Consider the following 23,796-nt stretch of genomic DNA (forward strand, 5'->3'; position numbering starts at 1 on the left):
ATTTTGTAGAAAAATATCGGTTGTATTATTTATAATAAAAGTAAAAAGATGATGAGATGGTGAAATGATGCAAAAGAAAAAACGTTGGCGTGAATTCTTTGGAACTATTGCAATTGCATGTTTATTGGTGTTTTTGGCGAAAATTTTTGTGTTTTTCCCTACGACTGTAAAAGGAGCATCTATGAGGCCAACGTTGCAAGATGGAGATAAGGTAATTGTTAATAAGTTAGCAAAACAATTTGAAAGCTATGGGAGAGAAGATATTATTGTTGTGAAAACAGATAATTTTTATGTCAAAAGAGTGATTGGATTATCTGGAGATATAATTGAGATGAGAAATGATCAATTATATGTAAATTCTGAAGTGAAAGATGAAGAGTATTTGGATAGTAATAAAAAACAAGCAGAAAAAAAACTTATGAATTTAACAGAGGACTTTGGACCGATTACAGTTCCTAAAAATAAGATTTTTGTTATGGGAGATAATCGCTTAATAAGTAAAGATAGTAGAAATGGTTTAGGTTTTATTGATAGAGAAGATGTGTTAGGAAAGTTAGCAGGCATTTATTATCCGTTTGAACATATGAAAATAATAAAGTAAAAAACCAAGCAAATTTTAGTTTGCTTGGTTTTTTTGTTAAACAGTAGGAGATTCGTTAGATACAAACATATCTTCATGTTTCTTTGTAGTACTTAAAACGAATTTATGTTGTAGCAATTGTAGTTTAAATAACGCCAAAGGATCATGATATGTTTCTGGATTGCTTCTTAGCGTTGCTAATGTTTGCTCGTCTTCCTGTATCTCAAGTTGAGCTGCATCTACATTTTGTTTCAATATGTTAAGTGGATCTTTGAAGAACATCATGATATCACGTTCTAATGCACCTTCAAATACTTCAAATTGAAGGAAGAATTGTTTTGAAATTGTGTGAGCAATTTCTGTATAGTCTTCTGTTTCAATATATTGTTTATATTTGTTGGCGAGCATAGATTGGTTTTTTTGCATATTACCAAATAATTTTCCGGCACTTTTTAAGAAAAACTGTGTTGGTGTAAAGCGTAATAAAATATTGATGTTCGTTACTGTAATTCGATTTGTCATTCGTACAACATCTCGATTCCAATCATCTAATAATTTGAAATCGCAAGGAAGTTTCATACGTTCTTCTTTATATAATTTATTAAACGTTTCACTCATTTCATCTAAATAAGCTTGAGCTTGAATAAATTCATTATGTGCTGTTTCAATCCATTCTTGAATAGACCCAGTAAATTTAGGAAGAAGTACCTGTTGTACATGCTTTTGAACTCGTTCATTCATTGCAGCATTTAATTCTTCATGAACTAGTTTGAAATCACTATCTTCTTGAACAAGATCAGAGCAGCTCTGTAATAATTCAGGAATTTGAGAATGTATATCTCGTGTAATTTCTTCTTTCGTTAAAAGATAGGATTCGGTAATAGAGCGAATTTTATCTTTTTCAAGAGCAGTAAGGTTATTAATAAATCCAGTAAGTTTCACTGAGATGTGTTTATTCCAGCGTACGGATTTTACTAATGTATTTTCTAATTCCACACGTTCATTTATGAGATAAGCAATTGTCTTTTGCGTAAACCATATTAGCTTTTCTATACGTTCTTTTTCTATATCGCGTTTTGCAAGATTAGAGAGAATAGATTCTGTTACATCTCCAAGTTGCTGACTACTCTCTTGCGAAGGAGAGTATGGGAAGAATTGTGCATCTGGAAAATGTACTTTAAGTTTACTAATTAGTTTTTCATTAGTAGTCGTATTATTTGTGTGTAATACGAAGTGAATTTGTAAGTTTGGTACTTGTTCACGTAAATAAATTAACGTATCAATTTCTTCACTATGCAATGGTGAAGAAGAATTTAATACGTAAACAAGGCTATCTGCTGCTTGTAAGTATTCAAAGTATGCATTGTTTTTATCCAATTGTCCTTGAATGGATGGTGTAATAAGAAATGTAAACTTATTTTTTCTTAAAAATCTACTTGGTAGCTTAATTTCTATACATTTTTTCTCAAGTTCTGACTGAGCAGATGTAGCCGCTATTTGATGGAATTCATCAAGGTTAGAGATATTTCTAATATCTAACTCGTTAAATTCTGTTATTTCAGTTTGACTAGCGTCTTTAAATAGAATAGGAGTTGTTAAAGTTTCAGTTAAGATGTTCTCTCCTAATATTGAATTAACAAATGATGTTTTATCATGGTCACTAGTTCCAGCTATTAGTAGTGGTGTGACATTTAAATCACATAGTTCATGGACGAGTAGCGTAAATTGATGACTTAAATCTACATCATTTTTCTCAGCCCATACAGCGATTGTTTCGAATAAATGAGAAACTATTTCCATATTTACATCTGCTTCAGCTGATGTATTAGAAAGTAAGGATCCAGCACTTTTTACGAGTAATGATTCTAAGGTTGTAGGTGAGACTTCATTCCATGCTAATACTGCTGCAGAGACAACTAGAGAATCTTTTGCTTTCGTTAAACTGAACCAATTTGTTAATAGATTTGGTACAAGTCCGTTTAATTCATGCATAAAATGATTTCCGGTAATTAATGCAAAGTATGTTTCTTGATAGCGAGTAGAAATTTCATTCCAATCGTCATTATTGTCTGTTTCAATATGCAAGAATAAATGATTAATACTTTGAATCCAAGGAAGGTATAAGGATTCATGTTGGTAGCTATTCCAAAGAGCAATAACAAGTTCTTTAAATTGAGCTTGATCAACAGCATATAGAGCTTTTAAAGACTCATAGAAATATTCAGGCTTAATATTTTTAGTAAATCCTTTGTTTATGTAATTTATTAATGTATCAAACCAGTGTAAAGATTGTGTTCGAATACCTTCTTGAACAGCTAGTTCGATAGCGTTGTTCCAATCTTCTTGTTTTTCATAGAAAGAACGTGCAATTGCAGTAATATTTGGGTAATCCGGTTGGAATGCAACGGCTTCACTAATCGTCTTAAAAGCAAGTCCTAAACGATCTTGTTCGATATAAAGAGAAAGAAGTTGTAATGAAACTTCCATCGTAAGAGTTGTATCTTCTGTTTGAATAGATTGATAAATTTCTTCTGCCTTTGGTAGGAATCCTAGTTCAAAATAAGCATCTGCAATATTTTTTGTTGCCCAAAGTGCAAGAGTATTATTAACTTTTTCCCATTTAAATATAGCTGCTTCAAAATCTTTATTTTGATAATAAAATTCACCTTGAGCAAATCGAATATTAGAAATGTTGGAGAATTCATTTTTAGATTCATTTATATATGCTTCACCGAGTACTTCCGATGCAGGAGTAGAAGTTTCTTCTGTTAAAAATGTTTTATAGTAAACTTTTTGAATAAATTGATTTTCAATGGTCATGTTCGTTCCCCCCTGTATAATTTAGAAAAATGATGTTGTATGTAAAAGGGTTCATGTTCTTTTAATAGGTAGAAGTTGGATTATATAGACCAAACTATGTTTTTGATAGATATATCATTTTTCTTGAGAGTTAAACCGTTGCGAAAAGTAACTTTCCTTTATTGTAACAAAAAAACACGCATATGAATTTTTATTTTTTATCAGGACATTTGCAGGCAGTAAGAATCTAATCTCAAAATTAGTGAATGTAAGTGAGTTATGTGGGAGTCGGGATGTCTGTAGAAGCAAGATTGGCATAGGTTAATAATTACAAAACTCCCACTGATTAAAGTTTCACTTTATCTCTGTTAAAGGAAAGAATAGAAGTAGAGTTCATTATAAAAACAATGTATAGTGAATATGTATACCATGTTTGCCTTAAAGATAGAAAGGGTACAATGTGGAATAACGATCGTGCATAGGATGTGTCTTCCGAATGGAACAACATATTGGCGAGTTAATCGCGCATTATGGCTATTTTGGAATTGTTATAGCTTTGGCTGGTGGGATTGTCGGATTACCGATACCAGACGAGTTTTTATTGACCTTTGTTGGTTATAATGTTTCAAAAGGAGTTATGTCAGGAACTGCTGCTTTTTTAAGTGGGATGGCTGGTGCGATGTTAGGGATCACGTTAAGCTACATATTAGGTTTAAAACTTGGGCTCCCTGTTTTAAAGAAATATGGGCCGAAAATTAGAATTAAAGAACATCACATTGAAAAAACACATATTTTATTTGAAAAATATGGGCCATTTCTTTTAATGATTGGTTATTTTATACCGGGAGTACGTCATTTAACAGCATATTTTGCTGGGGTATCAAATTTGACACTTTGGCGTTTTTGTTTGTACGCTTACGGTGGTGCGCTCATTTGGATAAGTGTTTTTATTGGGCTTGGCTGGAAGTTAGGCGAGAAGTGGCGCTTCGTTGAGTATAGTTTACATCATTATGGAATATGGATTTTATTAATTTCAGCAGTTGTTACATGTGTTGTATGGTTTTATATAAAGAAAAAGAAAAACCGCTAATAGCGGTTTTTTTAGCTGAAAGCAATAAATAATACACCAGCTGTAATAAAGACTACACCAACGCCGGTCATAAAGTTTAACTTTTCACCGAGTATAATCATAGCGAGAATGATAGAAAATACGACGCTTAATTTATCGACAGGAGCTACTTGTGAAACCTTTCCTGTTTTGAGGGCAAGAAAATAAAATAGCCATGACGAAGCACCTGCAATCCCACTTAATGTGATAAATAGCAGTGCTTTTTTATTTAGCAGTACGTCGCCGATATTTTGAAATTTACCTTGTATGATAATAACGCCTATCATAAATAATGCCATAATAATAGATCGAATTGTTGTTGCAACGTTTGCATCGATTCCGTCTAAACCAAACTTTCCAAAAATCGATACAAGGGCAGCAGCAATTGCTGATAATAGTGCAAATAAGAGCCACGAACTCATAGTAAAATTCCTCCAATCTTACAGTATTATACATGAAAATGATTCTCATGTATAAAGTTGAAGCAATTGAGGTTTATAGGAAGCGCGACTTCAACTTAACTTCTTGTTCCACCTGAATTTTAAGGTGGGAGTTTGACTGCCCGCAAATAGTGGGCTAAATAACGAAATAATCCCCACCTTATATTTTTAATAAGGTGGGGATTATTATACTACTCTGCAATTTCCTCATATAAAAAGTACGTTACATTATAAATATGTTCTACTTCATCGTCTGTCATAAACAGTAATTCATCACGCTCAATCCCTTTTTTCTTTTCAATAAACTCAATCATGTTTTTGCGTTCTTCTCTCTTCATCAATTTTATTTCTCCTCTCAATCTGTTTTAATACAGTTTATTTAAGTTACTGCTATTATATAACAGAATCTTTAGAAAGTTCCACCTATTTTATTGTTTTTTTCAAAAGAACTTTTCGACAAAACAAGCCCACCTAAGGGGGGGCTTGTTTTATTTTATAGTCGTAAAAACTCAGGCTCCGTCGTACCGGCACCATCGATGTAATAAATTGTGTCGGGATTGATTTTTATCAATACGTAATTAGGGTCTTCAGGACCGAGTAACCAACGTTTTAAGCTATTATTCCAAAACTTGTTTTTTAATGTCGAGTCTTCCTCGATTGAAGCTAACCCTTCAACTTCAATATAATCTTCATCTAATTTTTTTCCTTCTCGTCCGAGTAATACATGGACATTAGGATTGTTTTCAATATCTGTCATCTTTTTTGATTGTCGATCTGTTGCAACGTACAGTACAAAATCTTCATGGAAAAACATCATAAAGGCGCTATGAGGTTTCTCATTTCGTACTGTAGATAATACACCGGTACGTTGACCTTGAATAATAGTTGCGATTTTTTCTTTTAAGTGCATAATTTTAACCCCTTTTCACAATTTATAATTCTGTCTGTTTAAACAAGATAATTTAAATATCTTTCATACTGTTTTCTTCAATCCGATTTTTTAAACGTAATTGTGATGAAATCGGACAAGTTAGGAGAAGAATAATAATAATATTGTGGAGAAATACATACGATGGAAGGGTGAAAAGCATGTTTAATAAAATATTTCTTATAGTAGCACTTATAGGTGTACCACTATCTGTACTTGGAAAAACACTTCATTGGCCAGAAACAATTATGTTCGCTGTGTATTGTATTACGATTATCGCGTTAGCTGGTTTTATGGGGAGAGCAACAGAGAGTTTAGCAATTGTATCTGGTCCTAGAATAGGCGGATTATTAAATGCTACTTTCGGTAATGCTGTTGAACTTATCATTTCAATTTTTGCACTTCAAGCAGGGTTAATTGAAGTGGTGTTAGCTTCTTTAACGGGTTCTGTACTTGGAAATTTATTATTAGTAGGAGGACTATCCTTCTTTGTAGGTGGACTTAAATATAAAAGGCAAAGCTTTAACGTTTACGATGCAAGGCATAATTCAGCTTTATTAATATTTGCTGTTGTCGTGGCCTTTGTTATTCCAGAGATCTTTTCAATGAAGATGGACGTTGGCAAGACGTATCAATTAAGTATAGGTGTTTCTATTATTATGATTATCATGTACATTGCTGCATTACTATTTAAGTTAGTTACGCACCGTGGTGTATATCAACATAAAAGTGACGAAGTAGCGCATGAAGAAGAGCCAGAGTGGTCGAAAGGGAAGGCACTCCTTATTTTAGCGATAGCAACACTGGCGGTAGCTTATGTGTCAGAGGCACTCGTACATACTTTTGAAACTGTTGCAAAGTCATTTGGCTGGTCAGAGTTATTTATAGGGGTTATTATCGTTGCAATTGTTGGGAATGCAGCGGAACATGCGTCTGCAATTATTATGGCTTATAAAAATAAAGTAAATATTGCAGTCGAAATTGCAATAGGCTCTACATTACAAATCGCCATGTTTGTTGCTCCTGTATTAGTATTGCTATCTATGTTCTTCGCGCAAAGGATGCCTTTAGTATTTACCATACCAGAACTTGTGTCTATGATTACAGCTGTTTTCTTAACGATTGCGATTTCAAATGATGGAGATACAAACTGGTTTGAAGGCGGCACTTTACTAGCGGCGTATGTCATTATGGGAATTGGTTTTTATTTATTATGAAAAATAGGCATAACAATTGTGCTCAGAGAAAACAATAAACAAAGTAGTATATATACCTTTACATAGGAAGGAGCCAGACAGGTGAAACGAGTATACAGCATATGTCTTTCAACTATGGTCTCGTTTATTTTATTATTTCCTAACATGAGTTTTGCAAAGACAACAGTAGGAACAAAAATGCCTTCATCTGTTTTAAATATTTCAAAAGACAATACATTTCCAAATGATGCGCAAGATTTGCCACGTTTACAGCCAAGTAAGTTCGCTCAAGAACTATTGAAAACAGCTAATATTAAAATTGAAAATCCAGACTTAATTCGGATGTTTAATGAAACGACAATTTCAAATGCGCCGCTTGCAGTAGGGTACCGGGCAAAAATTTATTTAGGTCAATGGGCTTTACATTATGAATCAGTAGACACATCGATTAATTGGGAATATAAACAAGTGAATCGAAATGTGTATGATAATCGCGGAGGAGACCGTTTATATCCACTTCGCTATAAGCAAGAAACACAAAAGACGGTTGAAGGCGATTTAACAGCAGATATGAAAGATGCTGCAGATGTGAAAAAAATGATGCTTCTCAAAGCGCTTGAAAAAGTACAATTGCCCCTTTCGTTTAAAACAACTATTGGTTATGGTACTGGACATGAGCGTGTGTATAATATTAGTCCGAGTCAACTCGGATATTTATACGCTTATACACCAGCAGTAAATGAAAAGGGAAAAGTAACATTTGGAGAAGTGTATCTTGTATTAAAGGGAAATCAAAAAAGACTTGTTGTGAAAAATATTACTTCTCAAGGAATTGGAGCGGCGATTCCAATTCATGATCATTTGTATTTTAAATTCATTTCTTCTTCCCACTCGCAATAACATGAAAAAACGTCAGCTTATAAGCTGACGTTTTTTTATAATGTAATGTTTGCTGTTTTTGATAAGAAATCTTCTGTCGGATAGTAGCTGTTTTTTACAAGAACATTTGGTCCAAGACATTTTACTGCAGGACAGTGACAGCTTAATGATTTTGCTGTTTTTGAAGCGCTCCATTTTTCATACGCTTCTTGTAATGTGTTTGTTTGTATGTTTCCTAGAAGTGGAACATCACCAAAGTCCGTCACAATAATATTTCCATCGAAAATATTTACATTTAAACGAGAACGGCCATCTGGATCATTACGAACAGTGACATTTTTGCTCTCTTGTAATTTTTTAAATGTGGCAATGTCTCGCTCGTCATCGCTACAAGCATAGAAAGGTAACGTTCCAAATAACATCCATACATTTTCATCGCGAATTTCTAGTAAATGCTCAATAGCATCACGAATTTCAGCTTTTGTTAAAATCTCTAGATTACTCGCGAAGTCACTTGGATACATTGGGTGAACTTCATGACGTTTACAGCCCATCTCTTCGACGATTTGACGGTGAATATGTTCAATATGTGGTAGAGTTCTTTTGTTTAACATTGTTTCGGCCGATACAAGTACACCTGCATCTGATAGAGCCTTACTATTTGTAATCATTCTTTCGAATAATTTTGCACGTTGTTCGTAAGTAGGTTTACGCTCCATCATTGCAAATCCGCCTTCAACGAAGTCATCAATTGTTCCCCAGTTATGAGAGATATGCAACACGTCTAAATAAGGAATAATTTGTTCGTAACGTGCTAAATCTATAGTTAAGTTAGAGTTGATTTGAGTGCGAACGCCTCGTTCATGGGCGTATTTTAAGAGTGGTGTTACATAGTTGTCGACGGATTTTTTTGAAAGCATAGGTTCTCCGCCAGTAATACTTAAAGAACGTAAATGAGGAATCTCATCTAATCGTTTTAATAAAAGATCCATCGGAAGCGGATTTGGGTCTTTCGGCTGTAACGTGTAACCAACAGCGCAATGCTCACAGCGCATATTGCATAACGTCGTCGTTGTAAATTCAACATTTGTTAATAGTAGTTTGCCGTACTCTTCAAGGTCCATATACGCTTCCCATGGATCGTAAGAAGGAGTAATCGGCTTCATTTTTTGTGATATCGTCATATGAAATACTCCTTTGACTATTGAAATAACAATTTGTCCATTCTCTATAATAGAAGAATATGTGCTTTTTATAAAGTGAAACTTTTTAGCGTGAAAAGAGAGAGGGCTTACATTATAGTGGATGACTGTGACAAAATTGATGAAATTTCATGCCCATAGCAATCATTTTTGCGGTATAATAAAAGCAACTCGAATTAAAAGGAGAGTGCCTTCATGGGAAAAGCAATTCAAGATAAAGATACACAATTAGTATATTTAAAAGAGCGTTTAAATATGTTCATTGAAGTAATTGATACAATTGAACCTGAAGAAGTAGAATTAGAAGATGTAGATCGTCTTCTTGCAATGTTAGATGAATTAGAATTAAAATGTGAGCAATTTAAAAAAGACGAATAATATATTAAAAAGGCTGCCAATTCCAATTTGGTAGCCTTTTTCTGTGCGGATAATAGAAGGACGATAGAAAAAGAGGTATAATCAAGTTGTGAAAAATTTCATTTATGCTTTAATAGCGTGAAACAAATAAAAAGCTAAAGAGCATAACAATGGAATTTTCAGCTCATAACGTTTTGGTAGCGTTCACAATTGAGGGGGAAGTAACAATGGAAAAGCTTCAAGAAAGCATGTATCAACTAATTGTTGAAACGTCAACGAACTTACCGAAAGATGTTCGTCGTGCGATTCAACAAGCGAAAGAGCGAGAAAATGCAGGGACTCGTTCTGCGATGGCACTTGGCACAATTACAAATAATATTAAAATGGCTGATGATAACATCTCACCGATTTGCCAAGATACAGGGATGCCAACGTTTAAAATTTATACACCAGTTGGTGTGAACCAATTAAAGTTGAAGGAAGCTATCTATAATGCGCTTGAGCGGGCGACAAAAGATGGTAAACTTCGTCCAAATTCTGTTGACTCTCTTTTTGGAGACAATAGTGGAAATAATTTAGGACCAGGTACACCGGTTATTAAGTTTGAACAATGGGAAAAAGATTATATTGATGCACGTTTAATCCTAAAAGGTGGTGGCTGTGAGAATAAAAATATTCAATATAGCTTACCGTGTGAACTAGAAGGACTTGGACGAGCTGGCCGTGATTTAGAAGGAATTCGTAAATGCCTTCTTCATGCAGTATACCAAGCACAAGGTCAAGGATGTAGTGCTGGTGTAATTGGTGTTGGTATCGGGGGAGACCGCACATCAGGTTATGAATTAGCAAAAAATCAATTATTCCGTACATTAGATGACGTCAATCCAGTACCAGAGTTACAACAACTTGAAGAGTACGTATTAGAAAATGCGAATAAGCTTGGCATTGGTACAATGGGATTTGGTGGAGAAACAACTTTACTGGGCTGTAAAATTGGCGTGTATAACCGCCTGCCGGCTAGCTTCTACGTATCTGTGGCGTATAATTGCTGGGCATATCGCCGCCTAGGTGTAACAATCCATCCTGAAACAGGTGAAATTATGGATTGGTTATATCAAGAAGGTGAAGATACACTTCAGCATGAAGCACAAGAAAAAACAGAGCAACGTGAGATTGTATTACAAGCACCAATTACAGAAGAGCAAATTCGTGGACTTCGCGTTGGTGATGTTGTAATAATTAATGGCATGATGTATACAGGTCGTGACGCAATCCATAAGCATTTAATGGATAATGATTGTCCAGTAGATTTAAATGGACAAATTATTTACCACTGTGGTCCAGTTGTTGTGAAAGATGACAATGACAATTGGCAAATTAAAGCGGCAGGTCCAACGACAAGTATTCGTGAAGAACCGTACCAAGGCGATATTATGAAGAAATTTGGTATTCGCGCTGTTATTGGAAAAGGCGGTATGGGTGCGAAAACATTAGCGGCTTTAGAAGAACACGGCGGCGTGTACTTAAACGCAATTGGCGGTGCGGCGCAATATTATGCTGAATGTATTAAAGAAGTGAAAGATGTTGATTTCTTACAATTTGGTATTCCAGAAGCAATGTGGCATTTACGCATTGAAGGTTTTAAAGCAGTTGTAACGATGGACTCTCATGGTAATAGTTTACATGCAGATGTTGATAAAACATCACTTGAAAAATTAGCGAGCTTTAAAGAGCCGGTATTTAAATAAACAAAAATGCATCTCGAATCTTTCGAGATGCATTTTTTGGTATATATAGAAAAACATGCACAGCATGAAAGTAAGTAAGTAAACAGAAACTACAGGTACGATTATATATGGAAAGGAGACTATTTATGAAATATAAATGGTTATATATCGGTCTCATTTTTTCAATTATGATGGCACTTGTTCCAGTTTCGGCATTGGCTTATACAAATACTCCACATAACTGGGGAATCCCGCGTCCTAAAAATGAAACAGTACCAGATGCAGGAAAGTTATATACGGATTTACTGCAAAAAAATGGCGGGTTTTATTTAGGAGATACGAAGAAAAAAGATATTTATTTAACATTTGATAATGGATATGAGAATGGATACACAGGGAAAATCTTAGATGTATTAAAAGAGAAAAAAGTACCAGCAACTTTCTTTGTAACGGGGCATTACATTAAAACACAAAAAGATTTATTGTTAAGAATGAAGGATGAAGGACACATTATTGGAAATCATTCTTGGAGTCATCCTGATTTTACAGCGGTAAATGATGAGAAGCTTCGTGAAGAATTAACGAGTGTAACGGAAGAAATTAAAAAAGTAACTGGGCAAAAAGAAGTGAAATATGTACGTCCTCCGCGCGGCGTATTTAGTGAAAGAACGTTAGCTCTTACGAAAGAAATGGGCTACTATAATGTATTTTGGTCACTTGCATTTTTGGATTGGAAAGTGGATCAGCAAAGAGGATGGCAATATGCGCATAATAATGTTATGACGATGATTCACCCAGGATCTATTTTATTACTTCATGCAATATCAAAAGATAATGCAGAAGCACTTGCGAAAATCATTGATGATTTGCGCGAGAAAGGGTATCATTTTAAAAGTCTAGATGACTTAGTAAAAAGCAATCAACCGTAAGCATGTATGCTTACGGTTTTCTCATGCTATAATGATGTGTAAAAAGGATGGGGAAACGTATGTGGAGCGAACATGTTACGTTAGAGTATCCGTATCATTTTGAAGAAGTATTAAAACGTTTATCTTTTGATCCTCTTAACGTCATTCAATTAGATGAGAAAGTCATTTATATCCCGCTTTGTATAGACGAGGAACAGGTTATTGTTCGCTTACAAGGGATTGGTACTGTTCAAAATCCACAGTTTTGGATTTCTAGTCAGACAGGAAATCCGGAGAAAGTCATGAAACGAATGAGGGCCATTTTTCATTGGAATGAACCGTTTCAAGATATACAAAATCATTTTTTAAACACATCATTACGTCCACTATTTGAAACATATGCTTATACTCCAATTATTTTAGAATTTGATTATTTTGCTTGTCTTCTTCGCTGTATCATTCACCAACAAATAAATTTGAAATTTGCTACTGTGTTAACAGAACAATTTGTGAAACGGTATGGAATAGAGAAGAACGGTGTATTCTTTTTCCCCACTCCGGAAATAGTAGCAAATATTTCAATAGAAGAATTGAGAGAGCAGAAGTTTAGTCAGCGAAAGGCTGAATATATAGTAGGATTAGGTCGAAGTATTGTCAGTGGTACATTAAATTTAGCGAGTATAGAAAATGGGACGGAAGAAGAAGTTTCAGCACAATTGTTGCCAATTAGGGGAATTGGTGCATGGACAGTGCAAAACTTTTTAATGTTTGGGCTTGGACGGAAAAATATGTTCCCGAAAGCGGACATTGGGATTCAGCGTGCAGTGCAAGGTATATTTCAATTAGATGATAAACCTGATGATGCATTTTTAGAAAAAGTGAAACAAGAGTGTGAACCATACTGCAGTTATGCAGCGTTATATTTATGGAAAAGTATAGAGTAGAGGTGTAATAATGATACAAAAGCAACATGAGAGTAAGTTGGAAGTTGGTCAAACGTTTCCTGTGACAATTAAACGTCTTGGGATTAACGGAGAAGGCGTTGGTTATTTTAAGAGACAAGTTGTTTTCATTCCAGGGGCATTACCAGGAGAAGAAGTTGTTGCAGAAACAACGAAAATTCAGCGTGGCTTCGCTGAAGCGAAAGTGAAAAAAGTTCGTAAAGCTTCACCGCATCGTGTGAAAGCACCGTGTCCAGTATATGAGGAGTGTGGCGGTTGTCAGCTGCAACATTTAGATTATAAAGAACAATTGAATCAAAAGCGTGATATCGTTGTACAAGCATTTGAGAAGTACATGAAAAACAGTATGGAAGAGAAAATTCGTCCAACGCTTGGCATGGAAAATCCATGGCATTACCGTAATAAGAGTCAATTACAAGTGGGGCGTAAAGACGAAAAGGTTATTACAGGGCTATATAAACAAAACTCACATCAGTTAATTGATATTGCTCACTGTATGATTCAACATAAAGCAACGAATGAAGCGACAAAAGTTGTAAGACGTATTTTAGAAAAATTAAATGTTTCTATTTACAACGAGAAAAAACAAAAAGGTTTAGTACGCACAATTGTAACACGTACTGCAGTTCAAACAGGGGAAGTACAAGTTACACTTATTACAACAAAAGAAGAATTACCAAATAAAGAACAATTTGTTGCAGAAGTACAAAAACAGATGCCAGCGGTTAAATCAATTATGCAAAATGTAAACTGGCGTAAAACATCTGTTATTTTTGGAGACAAAACATTTAAATTAGCTGGAAAAGAAGTAATTCAAGAAACACTTGGCGATTTATCATTTGAATTATCAGCACGTGCATTCTTCCAGTTGAATCCAGAACAAACAATTGTTTTATATGATGAAGCGAAAAAAGCAGCTGCGTTAACAGGCGATGAGAAAATTGTAGATGCGTATTGTGGTGTTGGTACAATCGGACTTTGGCTTGCAAATGATGCAGCGGAAGTACGTGGTATGGATGTAATTCCAGAAGCGATTGCAGATGCAAGAAAAAATGCGAAGCGTCACGGATTTACAAATACGAAATATGAAGCAGGTAAAGCTGAACAATGGTTACCGAAATGGGTAAAAGAAGGATGGCGTCCAGATGTAATTGTTGTCGATCCACCACGTACAGGTTGCGATGATAAATTACTGGAAACAATTTTAAAAGTGAAGCCGAAACAAGTTGTGTATGTGTCTTGTAATCCTTCTTCATTAGCACGTGATGTACAAGCATTAATGAAGAGCTATGAAGTGGAGTATGTGCAACCAGTTGATATGTTCCCGCATACAGCTCACGTAGAAAATGTAGTGAAGCTTGTTAGAAAGTAAAGTTTATTAATATTCCCTCATGGTATGAGGGAATATTTTCTATGAAGGAGAATATTATGCATAATTATAAATTAACGATTCAGTACGATGGTGCACGTTTTAAAGGATGGCAACGTCTCGGTAATAACGATAATACGATTCAAGGAAAAATCGAAAGTGTCATATCTGAAATGATCGGAAAAGAAATTGAAATTATCGGTTGTAGTAGAACAGACGCTGGTGTACATGCTTTGAATCAAGTTGCTAACTTTCAAAGTGATGAGAAGTTAGTGGAACATAAAGTGAAAAAATATTTAAATCAATATTTACCTAATGATATTAGCATTACGAATGTGGAAGAAGTACATGATCGTTTCCATGCTCGTTACAATTCTAAAGCAAAAACATATCTGTATAAAATTTGGAATGAAGAGCATACAAATCCATTTATGCGTAAATACAGCATGCATGTGAATAAAAAATTAAATGTGAAAAGCATGAAAGCAGCTGCAAAACATTTAGTTGGTTCACATGACTTTACTGCTTTTTCAAATGCGAAATCAAAGAAAAAATCTATGGTTCGAGAAGTATATACACTTGATGTGATGGAAGAGGCAGGGTTTGTACAAATTAGAGTAAGTGGTAACGGCTTCCTTCATAATATGGTAAGAAAAATTGTTGGGGCATTAATTGAAGTTGGATTAGGACAATTAGATGCTGAAGCAATTCCAAACATTTTAGAAGAAAAGCAGCGCAATCAAATTAATTGTCTTGCTGAGGCAAGTGGGTTGTATTTAGAGAATGTTGAGTTTTAATGGCAAATAAAAAAATCGGGCTAAGTAGCTCGATTTTTTTAGTATTACGAAGATTTTTCATTTTTTATACGTAGCTTTAAATTCCAAAAAGCAGCAAGCATAATAGCTGCAAAGGAGCCAAAAATTGTTCCTAATAGCTTTGCATAAGGAGAGCTGCTTACATCGGCATTAATGAATAACATCATACAGAGCATGGCAGGGAAAAAGTATAAGTATTGTAATAACTTTAATTTTTTATCATTACTCATATATATAGCCCCTTTCTAGCATGTTATACGTTTATTATAACATATTTTACCAATTTGTTTTTGCACTTGGAGACATGTTCATTTCATATGTGTAAATGCAGTTTTTTAATTCGATATTGTAAGTTTTGCCTACTTAATCCTAAAAATTTTGCAGCTTGTGAAATGTTGCCATGATTCTCTTTAAGAATTTGATTAATGTAGTTCTTTTCCATTTTTTCTATTGTGTGTTTTAAAGTTTTAGGTGCATCAGTATTGTGATTAGTTAGTGCATGCTGCATATTGAATTCTGTTTTTATTCGTTCACGAAAGCGAGTAGGCATATGAAACGCTGTAATGATGGTTTCATCTTCTATCAAGTTCATGGAACCTTCAATTATATGTTCCAACTCCCGTACGTTTCCAGGCCAATCGTATGCATAGAAAAATTCTCTTACATTTACATCTACATCGGTTACGTTGAGCCCAAATTGAGTATTATATTTTTCAATAAAGTGCTGAACAAGAGCTAGAATATCTTCTTTTCTTTCACGTAAAGGCGGAAGACATAAAGTAACGACGCTTAATCGGTAATATAAGTCTTCTCTTAATCGATTATGTGCGATGGCTTCGAAAGGATCTTCATTGATAGTTGCTATAATACGAACATCAATTTCTTTTTCGTGTGTGCCTCCGATTCTTCGTATTGTTTTTTCTTGTATAGCTCGTAGTAACTTCGCTTGAAGTGCTGGACTTAATGAGTTGATTTCATCTAATAACAAAGTTCCTCCGTTCGCTTCTTCAAATAAACCAGCTTTATCGATAGCTCCTGTAAATGCACCTCGGTTTGTACCGAATAATAAGCTTTCCATGAGTGTATCAGGTATAGCGGCACAGTTCTGTGAAATAAAGGGTTTTGTTGAACGCTGACTTTCATTATGGATGCTTTGTGCAAATAGTTCTTTCCCAGTGCCTGTTTCTCCTACTAGAAGTATGGAGGAAGATGTACGAATTACTCTTTTTCCTTCAGTAATGATTGATTGAATAGCTTCAGAATCACCAATTATGTGATCAAAGGTAAATTTAGTACTTTGTTTTCGAGAAGGGCCCATTCTTATTGTTTGCTTTAAGTTACTAATTTCTTTTGATATTTCAATAGCGCCTTTAATTTTTCCATTTTCTATTATAGGGAAAGTATCGTTAATCGTTGTAATTTCTTGTCCTTTATTGTTAAAATACGTTTGTTTTATATTTTTGTTTGTTTTTCCTAATTTTAATGCCTCTATAAGAGTACTATTTTTATTTTCTTCAAATGCAAATATTTCTAAAGGACTTTTATATAATACATCTGAGCGTTCCATTGATTCAATTTCCATCATTTTGCGGTTATAGATAATCGTTTTACTTTCCTCATTAATAATATGAATCCCGATATCGAGTTCATTGAGTAAAGTTTCATATAGCATGTTCATTTCAATGATCTGTTTAAAATTAATGTCTTCTGTACGCATAGATTATCTTCTCCTCATTTCACCCTATGAAGACTGACTTTTTATAATTTTATTAAAATTCTTATAAAACCGCAAAATTTTTTTGCTATTTTTCTTTTAAAACTTTTCAAATGATAGAAAAATTTTGCGGTTGTGCACGCTTTTTTGTGTAAAACTCTCATTTAATATATGAATTAGAGACTTGGTACGCATTTTGCATAAATAATATTTGAAATCTCTAGAGGGGAGAATATGAATTTTTACAGGATATACAACGTTTCGGTGTCAATTAATAAGAGGGAGGGGTTTATAAAGTGAAGACAGTTATAGAAGGTGTGTATAGTCCTTGTTATGGAAAAGTAGAGAAGTTATTTGTTACGGAAAGTTCTTACGTATACGAGTGGGAGAAATTAGCGTTAATTGAAACAATAGATAAACAGAAAGTAGAAATTAAGATAGGAATCAGTGGTTATATTGAATCATTAGAAGTAGTAGAAGGACAAGCTATTGCTGATCAAAAGTTATTAATAACAGTAAGGGATGACCTTTTAGTAACAGGCAGTGATTAATGTAAGTGATATGTATTTTTGCTATTTTAAATCATTATTTTTACGGTGAATAATTTTAAAAACGCTTACATTAAATGGATTGGCAAAGTGAAAAGGGGGGATTTATATGATGGATCAAAACCAAGGATTAAAAAGAGAATTGAAAAGCAGGCACATATTTATGATTGCACTCGGTGGAGTTATTGGTACAGGACTTTTTTTAGGATCAGGTTATACGATTCATGAAGCTGGACCTGGAGGAGCAATTGTAGCGTATCTTGTCGGTGGATTTGTAATGTATTTAACGATGCTCTGTCTTGGAGAGTTAGCGGTTGCGATGCCTGACGCAGGGTCTTATCAAACGTATGCGACAAAGCATATTTCTCCTGCAGCAGGTTATGTAGTGGGATGGATGTCGTGGTTAAACTGGTCTGCTACGATAGGTATTGAATTAATTGCAGTTAGTATTTTGATGAAACGTTGGTTTCCTGATGTACCGTCATGGATTTGGTGTGTAGTGTTCGCGGTACTGCTCTTTGCTATTAATGCGTTATCTTCAAGAAGTTTTGCGGAAGTGGAATTTTGGTTTGCAAGTATTAAAGTAATTACAATTATTGCATTTATTATTTTGGGCGGGGCAGCAATGTTTGGGTTTCTAGATATGAAAGGGAATGAACCAGCGCCAATGTTCTCTAGCTTTACTGATTATGGTGGATTGTTTCCAAATGGATTATCAGCCATTTTAATTACAATGATTGCAGTTAATTTTTCTTTCCAAGGAACAGAATTAGTTGGTATTGCAGCAGGTGAGAGTGAAAATCCAGAGAAAACGATCCCGAAGGCAATTAACAATACAGTTTGGCGTATACTTGTTTTCTTTGTACTATCTATTTTTATTCTTGCTGGACTATTCCCTTGGCAGCAAGCAGGAGTAATAGAAAGTCCATTCGTAGTTGTATTTGATAAAATTGGTATTCCTTATGCAGCAGATATTATAAATTTCGTTATTATTACAGCAGTACTATCCGTTGCGAATTCAGGATTATATGCAACTTCGCGTATGCTATGGTCTATGTCTAATCAAGGAATGATTAGTCCAATTTTTGGAAAGTTATCTAAAAACGGTGTTCCTATTTATGCATTAATCGTAAGCACAATTGTAGGGTGTCTCTCACTACTATCAGGTATTTATGCGGAAGATACAGTTTATTTATGGCTGCTTTCTATCGCTGGATTCGGAGCGATACTAGTTTGGGCATCTATTGCTTTATCAAATTTATTAGCTAGAAGGTCATACATGAAGCGGGGCGGGGATGTTAAGGACTTGAAATTTAAAACACCATTGTATCCATTTGTACCACTTCTTGCGTTAGTATTAAATTTAACAGTAATCGTTGGCATGGCCTTTATTCCAGAACAAAGAATGGCATTGTATTGTGGTATTCCATTTATGATTGTTTGCTTACTGTTTTATCGTGCTACAAGAAATAAGGGAAGTAATGTAGAGCATATTGAAAAGACAAATACAACGGAAGTAGAGAGTTTATAATAGTGATTAATTAGGAGACTGTAAAATTGTAAACAGTCTCTTTTTTTGTGAAAATAAAGCTGGAAACATACTATGTATGCAAAGGGGAATTAGCGATGAATCCAGAAGTTTCGCAGTTGTTAAAACAAATAGATTCAAGGAAAGAGGAATTACTAGAACTTACAAAAACTTTAATTCGTTTTGAAACACCAGCACCGCCAGCGAGAAATACAAATGAAGCACAAGAATTTGTTGCAGAGTTTTTAAGAAAACGAAATTTTAGTATTGATAAATGGGATGTATATCCGAATGATCCGAATGTTGTTGGGGTAAAAAAAGGGATAAAAAGTGACTCATATAAAAGTCTTATTATTAATGGACATATGGATGTAGCCGAAGTGTCAGCAGATGAGGCGTGGGAAACAAATCCATTTGATCCATTTATAAAAGATGGCTGGTTAGTTGGACGTGGCGCAGCAGATATGAAAGGTGGGCTGGCTGGAGCGCTATTTGCCATTCAACTTTTACAAGAAGCTGGTATTGAATTACCTGGAGATTTAACTTTTCAATCGGTAATTGGAGAAGAAGTTGGAGAAGCAGGTACACTTCAATGCTGCAAAAGGGGTTACGATGCTGATTTTGCAGTAGTAGTGGATACGAGCGATTTACATATGCAAGGACAAGGCGGTGTCATTACTGGATGGATTACAGTGAAAAGTCCACAAACGTTTCATGATGCAACGCGCAGACAAATGATCCATGCTGGAGGACGTTTATTTGGAGCGAGTGCGATTGAAAAAATGATGAAAATTGTACAAAGCTTACAAGAATTAGAGCGCCACTGGGCAGTTATGAAAACATATGAAGGCTATCCATCTGGAACAACAACAATTAATCCAGCTGTTATTGAGGGAGGAAGGCATGCGGCGTTTATTGCGGAGGAGTGCCGATTGTGGATAACAGTGCACTTCTATCCGAATGAAACACATGAACAAATAATAAACGAAATTGAAGAGTATATTGGAAAGGTGGCAGCTGCCGATCCATGGTTAAGTGAAAATCCGCCACAATTTAAGTGGGGCGGAGAATCAATGATTGTAGATCGTGGGGAAATTTTCCCTTCATTAGAAGTAGATAGTGAACATAAAGCTGTAAAAAAACTTAGCTCAGTACACGAGTCTATTCTATCAAAAAATGCAATTTTAGATATGTCTGCAACGGTAACTGATGGTGGTTGGTTTAGTGAGTTTCACATTCCAGCGATTATATATGGACCAGGTACATTAGAAGAAGCACATTCTGTAAATGAGAAAGTTGAAATTGAACAGTTAATTGAATTTACAAAAGTGATAATAACATTTATATATGAATGGTGCCACACGAAAAAATAGATTTGTATAGTAAAATCGTACGAGTATGTATACTTGTACGATTTTTTAGTGAACTATTTCAGAGTTGAATATAAACAACTGAAATAGTTCTTTATTTTGCTATGTCTTTCGTTTCATTTCAAGTAATTTCTCTTTTGCTAATTCAACGGCAATCGCATCATCTAAATAGCCAATTGGAAAGAGATAGTCGGGAATAATATCTGTCGATAAAATGAAATAAAGTAATGCGCTCCCAAGAACTGCACGTTCTTCTTTTGAAATGGTTTCATTACAAAATTGTTGATACATATCTGTTAATTGTTCAATAAAAGGACCAGCACTATCAATTTGCTCTAATTTGCTTGCAAAACTGTCATGAATACGTTTTTCGCCTTCTGTTGTCTGGGCATAGCGTTCGTAATTTTCGAGTTCTTGTTTTACGCGAGTTGTAGTGTAATCGAAATCGAATAAGTTAGAGGATTGTAAAGTTTGTTGAATGGTATCAAGAGATGTGTACATATCCGTTTTTTCTTTATTAATGTGAGGAGAATCAGGGTACATTTCATCAAATAACAATTGGGGTGGAACTTGAAGACATTCTGCAAATTTTTGTAGATGTTTTTGTTTTGGTGGTTGTTTGCCATTAATAATTCTTGAGACTGTTGCAGGATCAATATTTGTAAGTATTCCTAGTTGGCGCATAGATAAGGCGCGTTCTTTTAAAAGTTTTTTTATTAATTTACCAAGCCGATCATTCGGGTTTTCATTAGCCATAGTGCAGGCACTCCTTTTTTAGTGTTGAAAAAATGTTGAGCATTTATTACAAGTATATGAAACAGACAGGCACAGTTGCTCAACATTTTCATAATATGCATTGAAAAGTGAGAAAAAGGGGTGACTATTTATGAGTACGGCAGGCTTATTTTCAATTCTTTTAATCGGGATCGCTTCTAATTTAGATAATGCAGGTGTTGGAATTGCGTATGGCATTCGTAAAATTCGTATTTCGTGGTTTAACAATTTTATCATCGCATTCTTCGGGTTTTTATTTACTTTACTAGCTGGATTTTTTGGGAACTGGATTGCGTTATTTATTTCAGAGTTTACAGCAAACCTGATTGGAGCAATCGTTTTAGGGATAATCGGGGTGTTTATTTTATGTCAGCCTTTCTTGAGTCAAAAAAACACTGTAGGTTCTAAAGGTGATAATGTACTTATGGGAATTTTACGTGATCCAGAAAAAGCAGATTTTGATGGCTCTAAAACAATTAGTTTTTCTGAAGCACTTGTTTTAGGAGTTGCATTATCTATTAATAATATTGCAGGTGGGTTTGATGCTGGGGTAACAAATTTAAATCTTTGGCTTACAGCGACTATTTCTGGGGTGTTTAGTTTTATTTGCATAAGTGGTTTTGCATATGTAGGGAAACGATATTTAGCAGCATACTTAGGGAAATGGGCGACGGTTATTGCAGGAGTGTTATTAATACTTATTGGGATTGATCAGTTGTTGTGAAAATAGAAAAGCAATGTTCGAGCATTTCCTCGGAAATACTTGAATAAATTGCATATATCGACATCGGATATTTACTTCTTAATAAATAAAAAGCACCTACATACTACATAGGTGCTTTTTAGCGTATGTCTTCAATTAATTGCTCTGATTCTTCATGCATACTGTATTCACTTAACACTTGGATGCAAAGCCATTTTAATTCCTCGATAGTATGCTCAAGTTCTTCAGGAAGCACATGATGAATGTCTTCAAGTCCCATCCCGAAATGAATAAGTTCAAGTACTTGATCATCGATATTCCGATCCATTAATAATTCAAGTACTTCTAAATTGAATATGTATCGGTGAGCTTCGTCGAGTGAAACAACTTTTAACTTCAAGCTTTCTACAATACTCAATATAAAAAGAAGGATTGTTTTTTCAAGAACAGGTTGTTTTCCCATTTGAAATATTAGTTTCATCTTTCACACCTCCACATATAGCGCTAGGTTGTACTATATTATTCAGGAGGGGGGAACAAATATGCATGATATAGAGAAACTTTCAGCACTGTTTTTGTAAGAGGATTGATAACTGACAAAAGTGAGGTTTTGGTGAAATAAAAAATCCTGCTAGTATAGCAGGATAACTCGCGATTAAAAAATACTCCAGCCTTCTTGAGCAGAAAGAAGTTCAAGAATTTTAAAACCAGCAATACTATTTCCGTTTGCATCTAAAGCTGGTCCGAAAATGCCGATTCCCATATCGCCTTTTACGCAGCCGAAAATACCACCCGCTACACCACTTTTTGCAGGGATACCAACGCGTATTGCAAATTCACCAGATTCGTTATACATACCACATGTGACCATAAATGTTTTGCAAATTTTTGTAATATGTTTAGGGATGATTTGTTTCTTTTTATATGGATCATATCCATCCATTGCAAAAATTAAGCCGATACGTGCTAAATCAATGCAGTTTACTTCAACTGCGCATTGACGAGTATATAAATCCATAAGTTCTTCAATATCACAATCGATAATACCGTTTTGTTTCATATAATAGCAAAGCGAACGATTTAGATAAGCTGTCTCTAATTCTGAATCGGCAACTTTAGAGGAATAATTAATAGTAGGGTTATCTGTTATTTCACGTACAAAATGAAGAATACGTTCCATTTTTTCCTCGTTATCTTTTCCTGCTAACATGCTTGTAATAGCTAATGCTCCTGCATTTATCATTGGATTAAGGGGTTTGGATGGACTTGTCGTTTCTAACTTAATAATAGAATTAAATGGGTCACCCGTTGGTTCCATTCCAACTTTAGAAAATACATATTCTTCACCACGGTCTAAAAGGGCAAGGGCAAGTGTAATTACTTTGGAAATACTTTGAAGAGTAAATAGTGTTTGTGAGTTGCCTGCATGGATATATTCTGTTTCTTTATGGAAAATGGCAATCCCTAAATCGTCTGGATTTGCATTTCCTAGTTCGGGGATATAAGTAGCAAGTTTTCCTTTTTTCGTATATGGTTTTACTTGTTCTAACAACTGTTGTAAGTTGTTTGTTTCAATGCACTGCATAGTACCAACGCTCCTATTTCGAATTAACTAAGTTTACTTTTCCCGATATGCTCGGAAATAAATAATAACATGAAAAAGTGGAATGATAAAACGAAAGTTATATGTTCTATAGTAGGTCGTTCTTTCAAGTCCTTTGTATTAAAAAAGGAGAATTTCCCTTTTATATAACAGTTTGGAAATAGGAGATTTATCCATAAAAAATTCGAAAATAAAAACTACACATCTATACAACTATATGTTATTATGGTTATGTAAATAGAAAGCGTTTTCTAAGGCGTACTTATAATGATAACGATTTCATAAA

General features: G+C 34.6%; 24 protein-coding genes and 1 pseudogene. 15 read left to right on the forward strand and 10 right to left on the reverse strand.

Annotated features, from left to right (window positions below; all coding sequences use genetic code 11):
* Positions 1-64 precede the first annotated feature (64 nt).
* Complete coding sequence (gene lepB / locus ATL10_RS20400; RefSeq protein WP_000983310.1) at positions 65-601, forward strand: signal peptidase I; 537 nt, start codon at positions 65-67, stop codon at positions 599-601.
* Between the two features lie 36 nt (positions 602-637).
* Here lepB and ATL10_RS20405 read toward each other — a convergent pair whose 3' ends face one another.
* Positions 638-3,400 carry a tetratricopeptide repeat protein gene (locus ATL10_RS20405; protein ID WP_098329595.1) on the reverse strand — a complete coding sequence of 921 codons (2,763 nt, stop codon included), beginning with the start codon at positions 3,398-3,400 and terminating at the stop codon, positions 638-640.
* Between the two features lie 475 nt (positions 3,401-3,875).
* Here ATL10_RS20405 and ATL10_RS20410 point away from each other — a divergent pair, with 475 nt between their 5' ends.
* Positions 3,876-4,469 carry a DedA family protein gene (locus tag ATL10_RS20410; RefSeq protein WP_000434876.1) on the forward strand — a complete coding sequence of 198 codons (594 nt, stop codon included), beginning with the start codon at positions 3,876-3,878 and terminating at the stop codon, positions 4,467-4,469.
* A gap of 11 nt (positions 4,470-4,480) precedes the next feature.
* Here the strand turns inward: ATL10_RS20410 and ATL10_RS20415 are convergent, their stop codons facing one another.
* The 3 genes from ATL10_RS20415 to ATL10_RS20425 all read right to left on the reverse strand — a co-directional run bounded on the left by ATL10_RS20415 (position 4,481) and on the right by ATL10_RS20425 (position 5,837).
* Positions 4,481-4,909: an EamA family transporter gene (locus ATL10_RS20415; RefSeq protein WP_000100295.1), complete on the reverse strand. Its 429-nt coding sequence runs from the start codon at positions 4,907-4,909 to the stop codon at positions 4,481-4,483.
* Between the two features lie 209 nt (positions 4,910-5,118).
* Entirely contained in the window at positions 5,119-5,265 is a 147-nt protein-coding gene (locus tag ATL10_RS20420; protein WP_000817786.1) for a BH0509 family protein, read from the reverse strand.
* A 155-nt stretch (positions 5,266-5,420) separates the two neighbouring features.
* A complete protein-coding gene (locus ATL10_RS20425; protein WP_098329594.1) occupies positions 5,421-5,837 on the reverse strand; it encodes a pyridoxamine 5'-phosphate oxidase family protein in 417 nt (138 codons plus the stop codon).
* Positions 5,838-6,016: 179 nt separating this feature from the next.
* Between ATL10_RS20425 and cax the strand changes: the two genes are divergently transcribed.
* On the forward strand, positions 6,017-7,072 hold the full coding sequence (gene cax, locus ATL10_RS20430; protein ID WP_000482136.1) for a calcium/proton exchanger: 1,056 nt from the start codon (positions 6,017-6,019) through the stop codon (positions 7,070-7,072).
* Positions 7,073-7,153: 81 nt separating this feature from the next.
* Positions 7,154-7,951 (forward strand): YfkD famly protein, encoded by a 798-nt coding sequence (locus ATL10_RS20435; RefSeq protein WP_002102695.1) that lies wholly within the window; start codon positions 7,154-7,156, stop codon positions 7,949-7,951.
* Between the two features lie 35 nt (positions 7,952-7,986).
* Here ATL10_RS20435 and yfkAB read toward each other — a convergent pair whose 3' ends face one another.
* Positions 7,987-9,114 (reverse strand): radical SAM/CxCxxxxC motif protein YfkAB, encoded by a 1,128-nt coding sequence (gene yfkAB, locus ATL10_RS20440; protein ID WP_000156023.1) that lies wholly within the window; start codon positions 9,112-9,114, stop codon positions 7,987-7,989.
* Positions 9,115-9,327: 213 nt separating this feature from the next.
* Here yfkAB and ATL10_RS20445 point away from each other — a divergent pair, with 213 nt between their 5' ends.
* The 6 genes from ATL10_RS20445 to truA all read left to right on the forward strand — a co-directional run bounded on the left by ATL10_RS20445 (position 9,328) and on the right by truA (position 15,252).
* Positions 9,328-9,510 carry an SE1561 family protein gene (locus ATL10_RS20445; protein WP_000513558.1) on the forward strand — a complete coding sequence of 61 codons (183 nt, stop codon included), beginning with the start codon at positions 9,328-9,330 and terminating at the stop codon, positions 9,508-9,510.
* A 206-nt stretch (positions 9,511-9,716) separates the two neighbouring features.
* Complete coding sequence (gene fumA / locus ATL10_RS20450) at positions 9,717-11,237, forward strand: class I fumarate hydratase (RefSeq protein ID WP_000413528.1); 1,521 nt, start codon at positions 9,717-9,719, stop codon at positions 11,235-11,237.
* 125 nt (positions 11,238-11,362) lie between these two features.
* Positions 11,363-12,145, forward strand: coding sequence for a delta-lactam-biosynthetic de-N-acetylase (gene pdaA, locus ATL10_RS20455; protein ID WP_000875957.1), 783 nt, complete (start codon positions 11,363-11,365; stop codon positions 12,143-12,145).
* A gap of 59 nt (positions 12,146-12,204) precedes the next feature.
* The gene (locus tag ATL10_RS20460) at positions 12,205-13,068 is read left to right on the forward strand and encodes a DNA-3-methyladenine glycosylase family protein (RefSeq protein WP_000269415.1); all 864 of its coding nucleotides are present in this window, start codon (positions 12,205-12,207) and stop codon (positions 13,066-13,068) included.
* Between the two features lie 10 nt (positions 13,069-13,078).
* Positions 13,079-14,458: a 23S rRNA (uracil(1939)-C(5))-methyltransferase RlmD gene (gene rlmD, locus ATL10_RS20465; RefSeq protein ID WP_000615211.1), complete on the forward strand. Its 1,380-nt coding sequence runs from the start codon at positions 13,079-13,081 to the stop codon at positions 14,456-14,458.
* Positions 14,459-14,514: 56 nt separating this feature from the next.
* Complete coding sequence (truA, locus tag ATL10_RS20470) at positions 14,515-15,252, forward strand: tRNA pseudouridine(38-40) synthase TruA (RefSeq protein WP_000553114.1); 738 nt, start codon at positions 14,515-14,517, stop codon at positions 15,250-15,252.
* A 44-nt stretch (positions 15,253-15,296) separates the two neighbouring features.
* On the opposite strand, the gene ATL10_RS20475 is transcribed toward truA, so the two are convergent.
* Positions 15,297-15,500, reverse strand: a complete 204-nt coding sequence (locus tag ATL10_RS20475; protein WP_000063861.1) for a hypothetical protein — start codon at positions 15,498-15,500, stop codon at positions 15,297-15,299.
* 83 nt (positions 15,501-15,583) lie between these two features.
* Positions 15,584-16,987: a sigma-54 interaction domain-containing protein gene (locus ATL10_RS20480; RefSeq protein ID WP_001258420.1), complete on the reverse strand. Its 1,404-nt coding sequence runs from the start codon at positions 16,985-16,987 to the stop codon at positions 15,584-15,586.
* A 293-nt stretch (positions 16,988-17,280) separates the two neighbouring features.
* Here ATL10_RS20480 and ATL10_RS20485 point away from each other — a divergent pair, with 293 nt between their 5' ends.
* The 3 genes from ATL10_RS20485 (at position 17,281) to ATL10_RS20495 (ending at position 20,433) form a co-directional block, all read left to right on the forward strand.
* On the forward strand, positions 17,281-17,535 hold the full coding sequence (locus ATL10_RS20485; RefSeq protein WP_000859489.1) for a biotin/lipoyl attachment domain-containing protein: 255 nt from the start codon (positions 17,281-17,283) through the stop codon (positions 17,533-17,535).
* A gap of 106 nt (positions 17,536-17,641) precedes the next feature.
* Positions 17,642-19,063, forward strand: coding sequence for an amino acid permease (locus ATL10_RS20490; RefSeq protein WP_000969253.1), 1,422 nt, complete (start codon positions 17,642-17,644; stop codon positions 19,061-19,063).
* A gap of 95 nt (positions 19,064-19,158) precedes the next feature.
* Complete coding sequence (locus tag ATL10_RS20495; protein WP_090978252.1) at positions 19,159-20,433, forward strand: acetylornithine deacetylase; 1,275 nt, start codon at positions 19,159-19,161, stop codon at positions 20,431-20,433.
* Positions 20,434-20,532: 99 nt separating this feature from the next.
* On the opposite strand, the gene ATL10_RS20500 is transcribed toward ATL10_RS20495, so the two are convergent.
* Positions 20,533-21,186, reverse strand: coding sequence for a DUF1232 domain-containing protein (locus ATL10_RS20500; protein ID WP_001262773.1), 654 nt, complete (start codon positions 21,184-21,186; stop codon positions 20,533-20,535).
* A gap of 130 nt (positions 21,187-21,316) precedes the next feature.
* On the opposite strand from ATL10_RS20500, the gene ytaF reads away from it, so the two are divergent.
* On the forward strand, positions 21,317-21,928 hold the full coding sequence (gene ytaF, locus ATL10_RS20505; protein WP_000100747.1) for a sporulation membrane protein YtaF: 612 nt from the start codon (positions 21,317-21,319) through the stop codon (positions 21,926-21,928).
* A gap of 118 nt (positions 21,929-22,046) precedes the next feature.
* Here the strand turns inward: ytaF and ATL10_RS20510 are convergent, their stop codons facing one another.
* The gene (locus tag ATL10_RS20510) at positions 22,047-22,388 is read right to left on the reverse strand and encodes a DUF3969 family protein (protein ID WP_000766603.1); all 342 of its coding nucleotides are present in this window, start codon (positions 22,386-22,388) and stop codon (positions 22,047-22,049) included.
* 174 nt (positions 22,389-22,562) lie between these two features.
* The gene (gene glsA / locus ATL10_RS20520; RefSeq protein WP_001149850.1) at positions 22,563-23,492 is read right to left on the reverse strand and encodes a glutaminase A; all 930 of its coding nucleotides are present in this window, start codon (positions 23,490-23,492) and stop codon (positions 22,563-22,565) included.
* Between the two features lie 69 nt (positions 23,493-23,561).
* Between glsA and ATL10_RS32220 the strand changes: the two are divergent.
* Positions 23,562-23,674 (forward strand): annotated as a pseudogene (locus ATL10_RS32220) (transcriptional regulator).
* Positions 23,675-23,796 lie beyond the last annotated feature (122 nt).

The sequence above is a fragment of the Bacillus sp. 196mf genome, from assembly GCF_003217275.1.
GTDB lineage: Bacteria > Bacillota > Bacilli > Bacillales > Bacillaceae_G > Bacillus_A > Bacillus_A thuringiensis_S.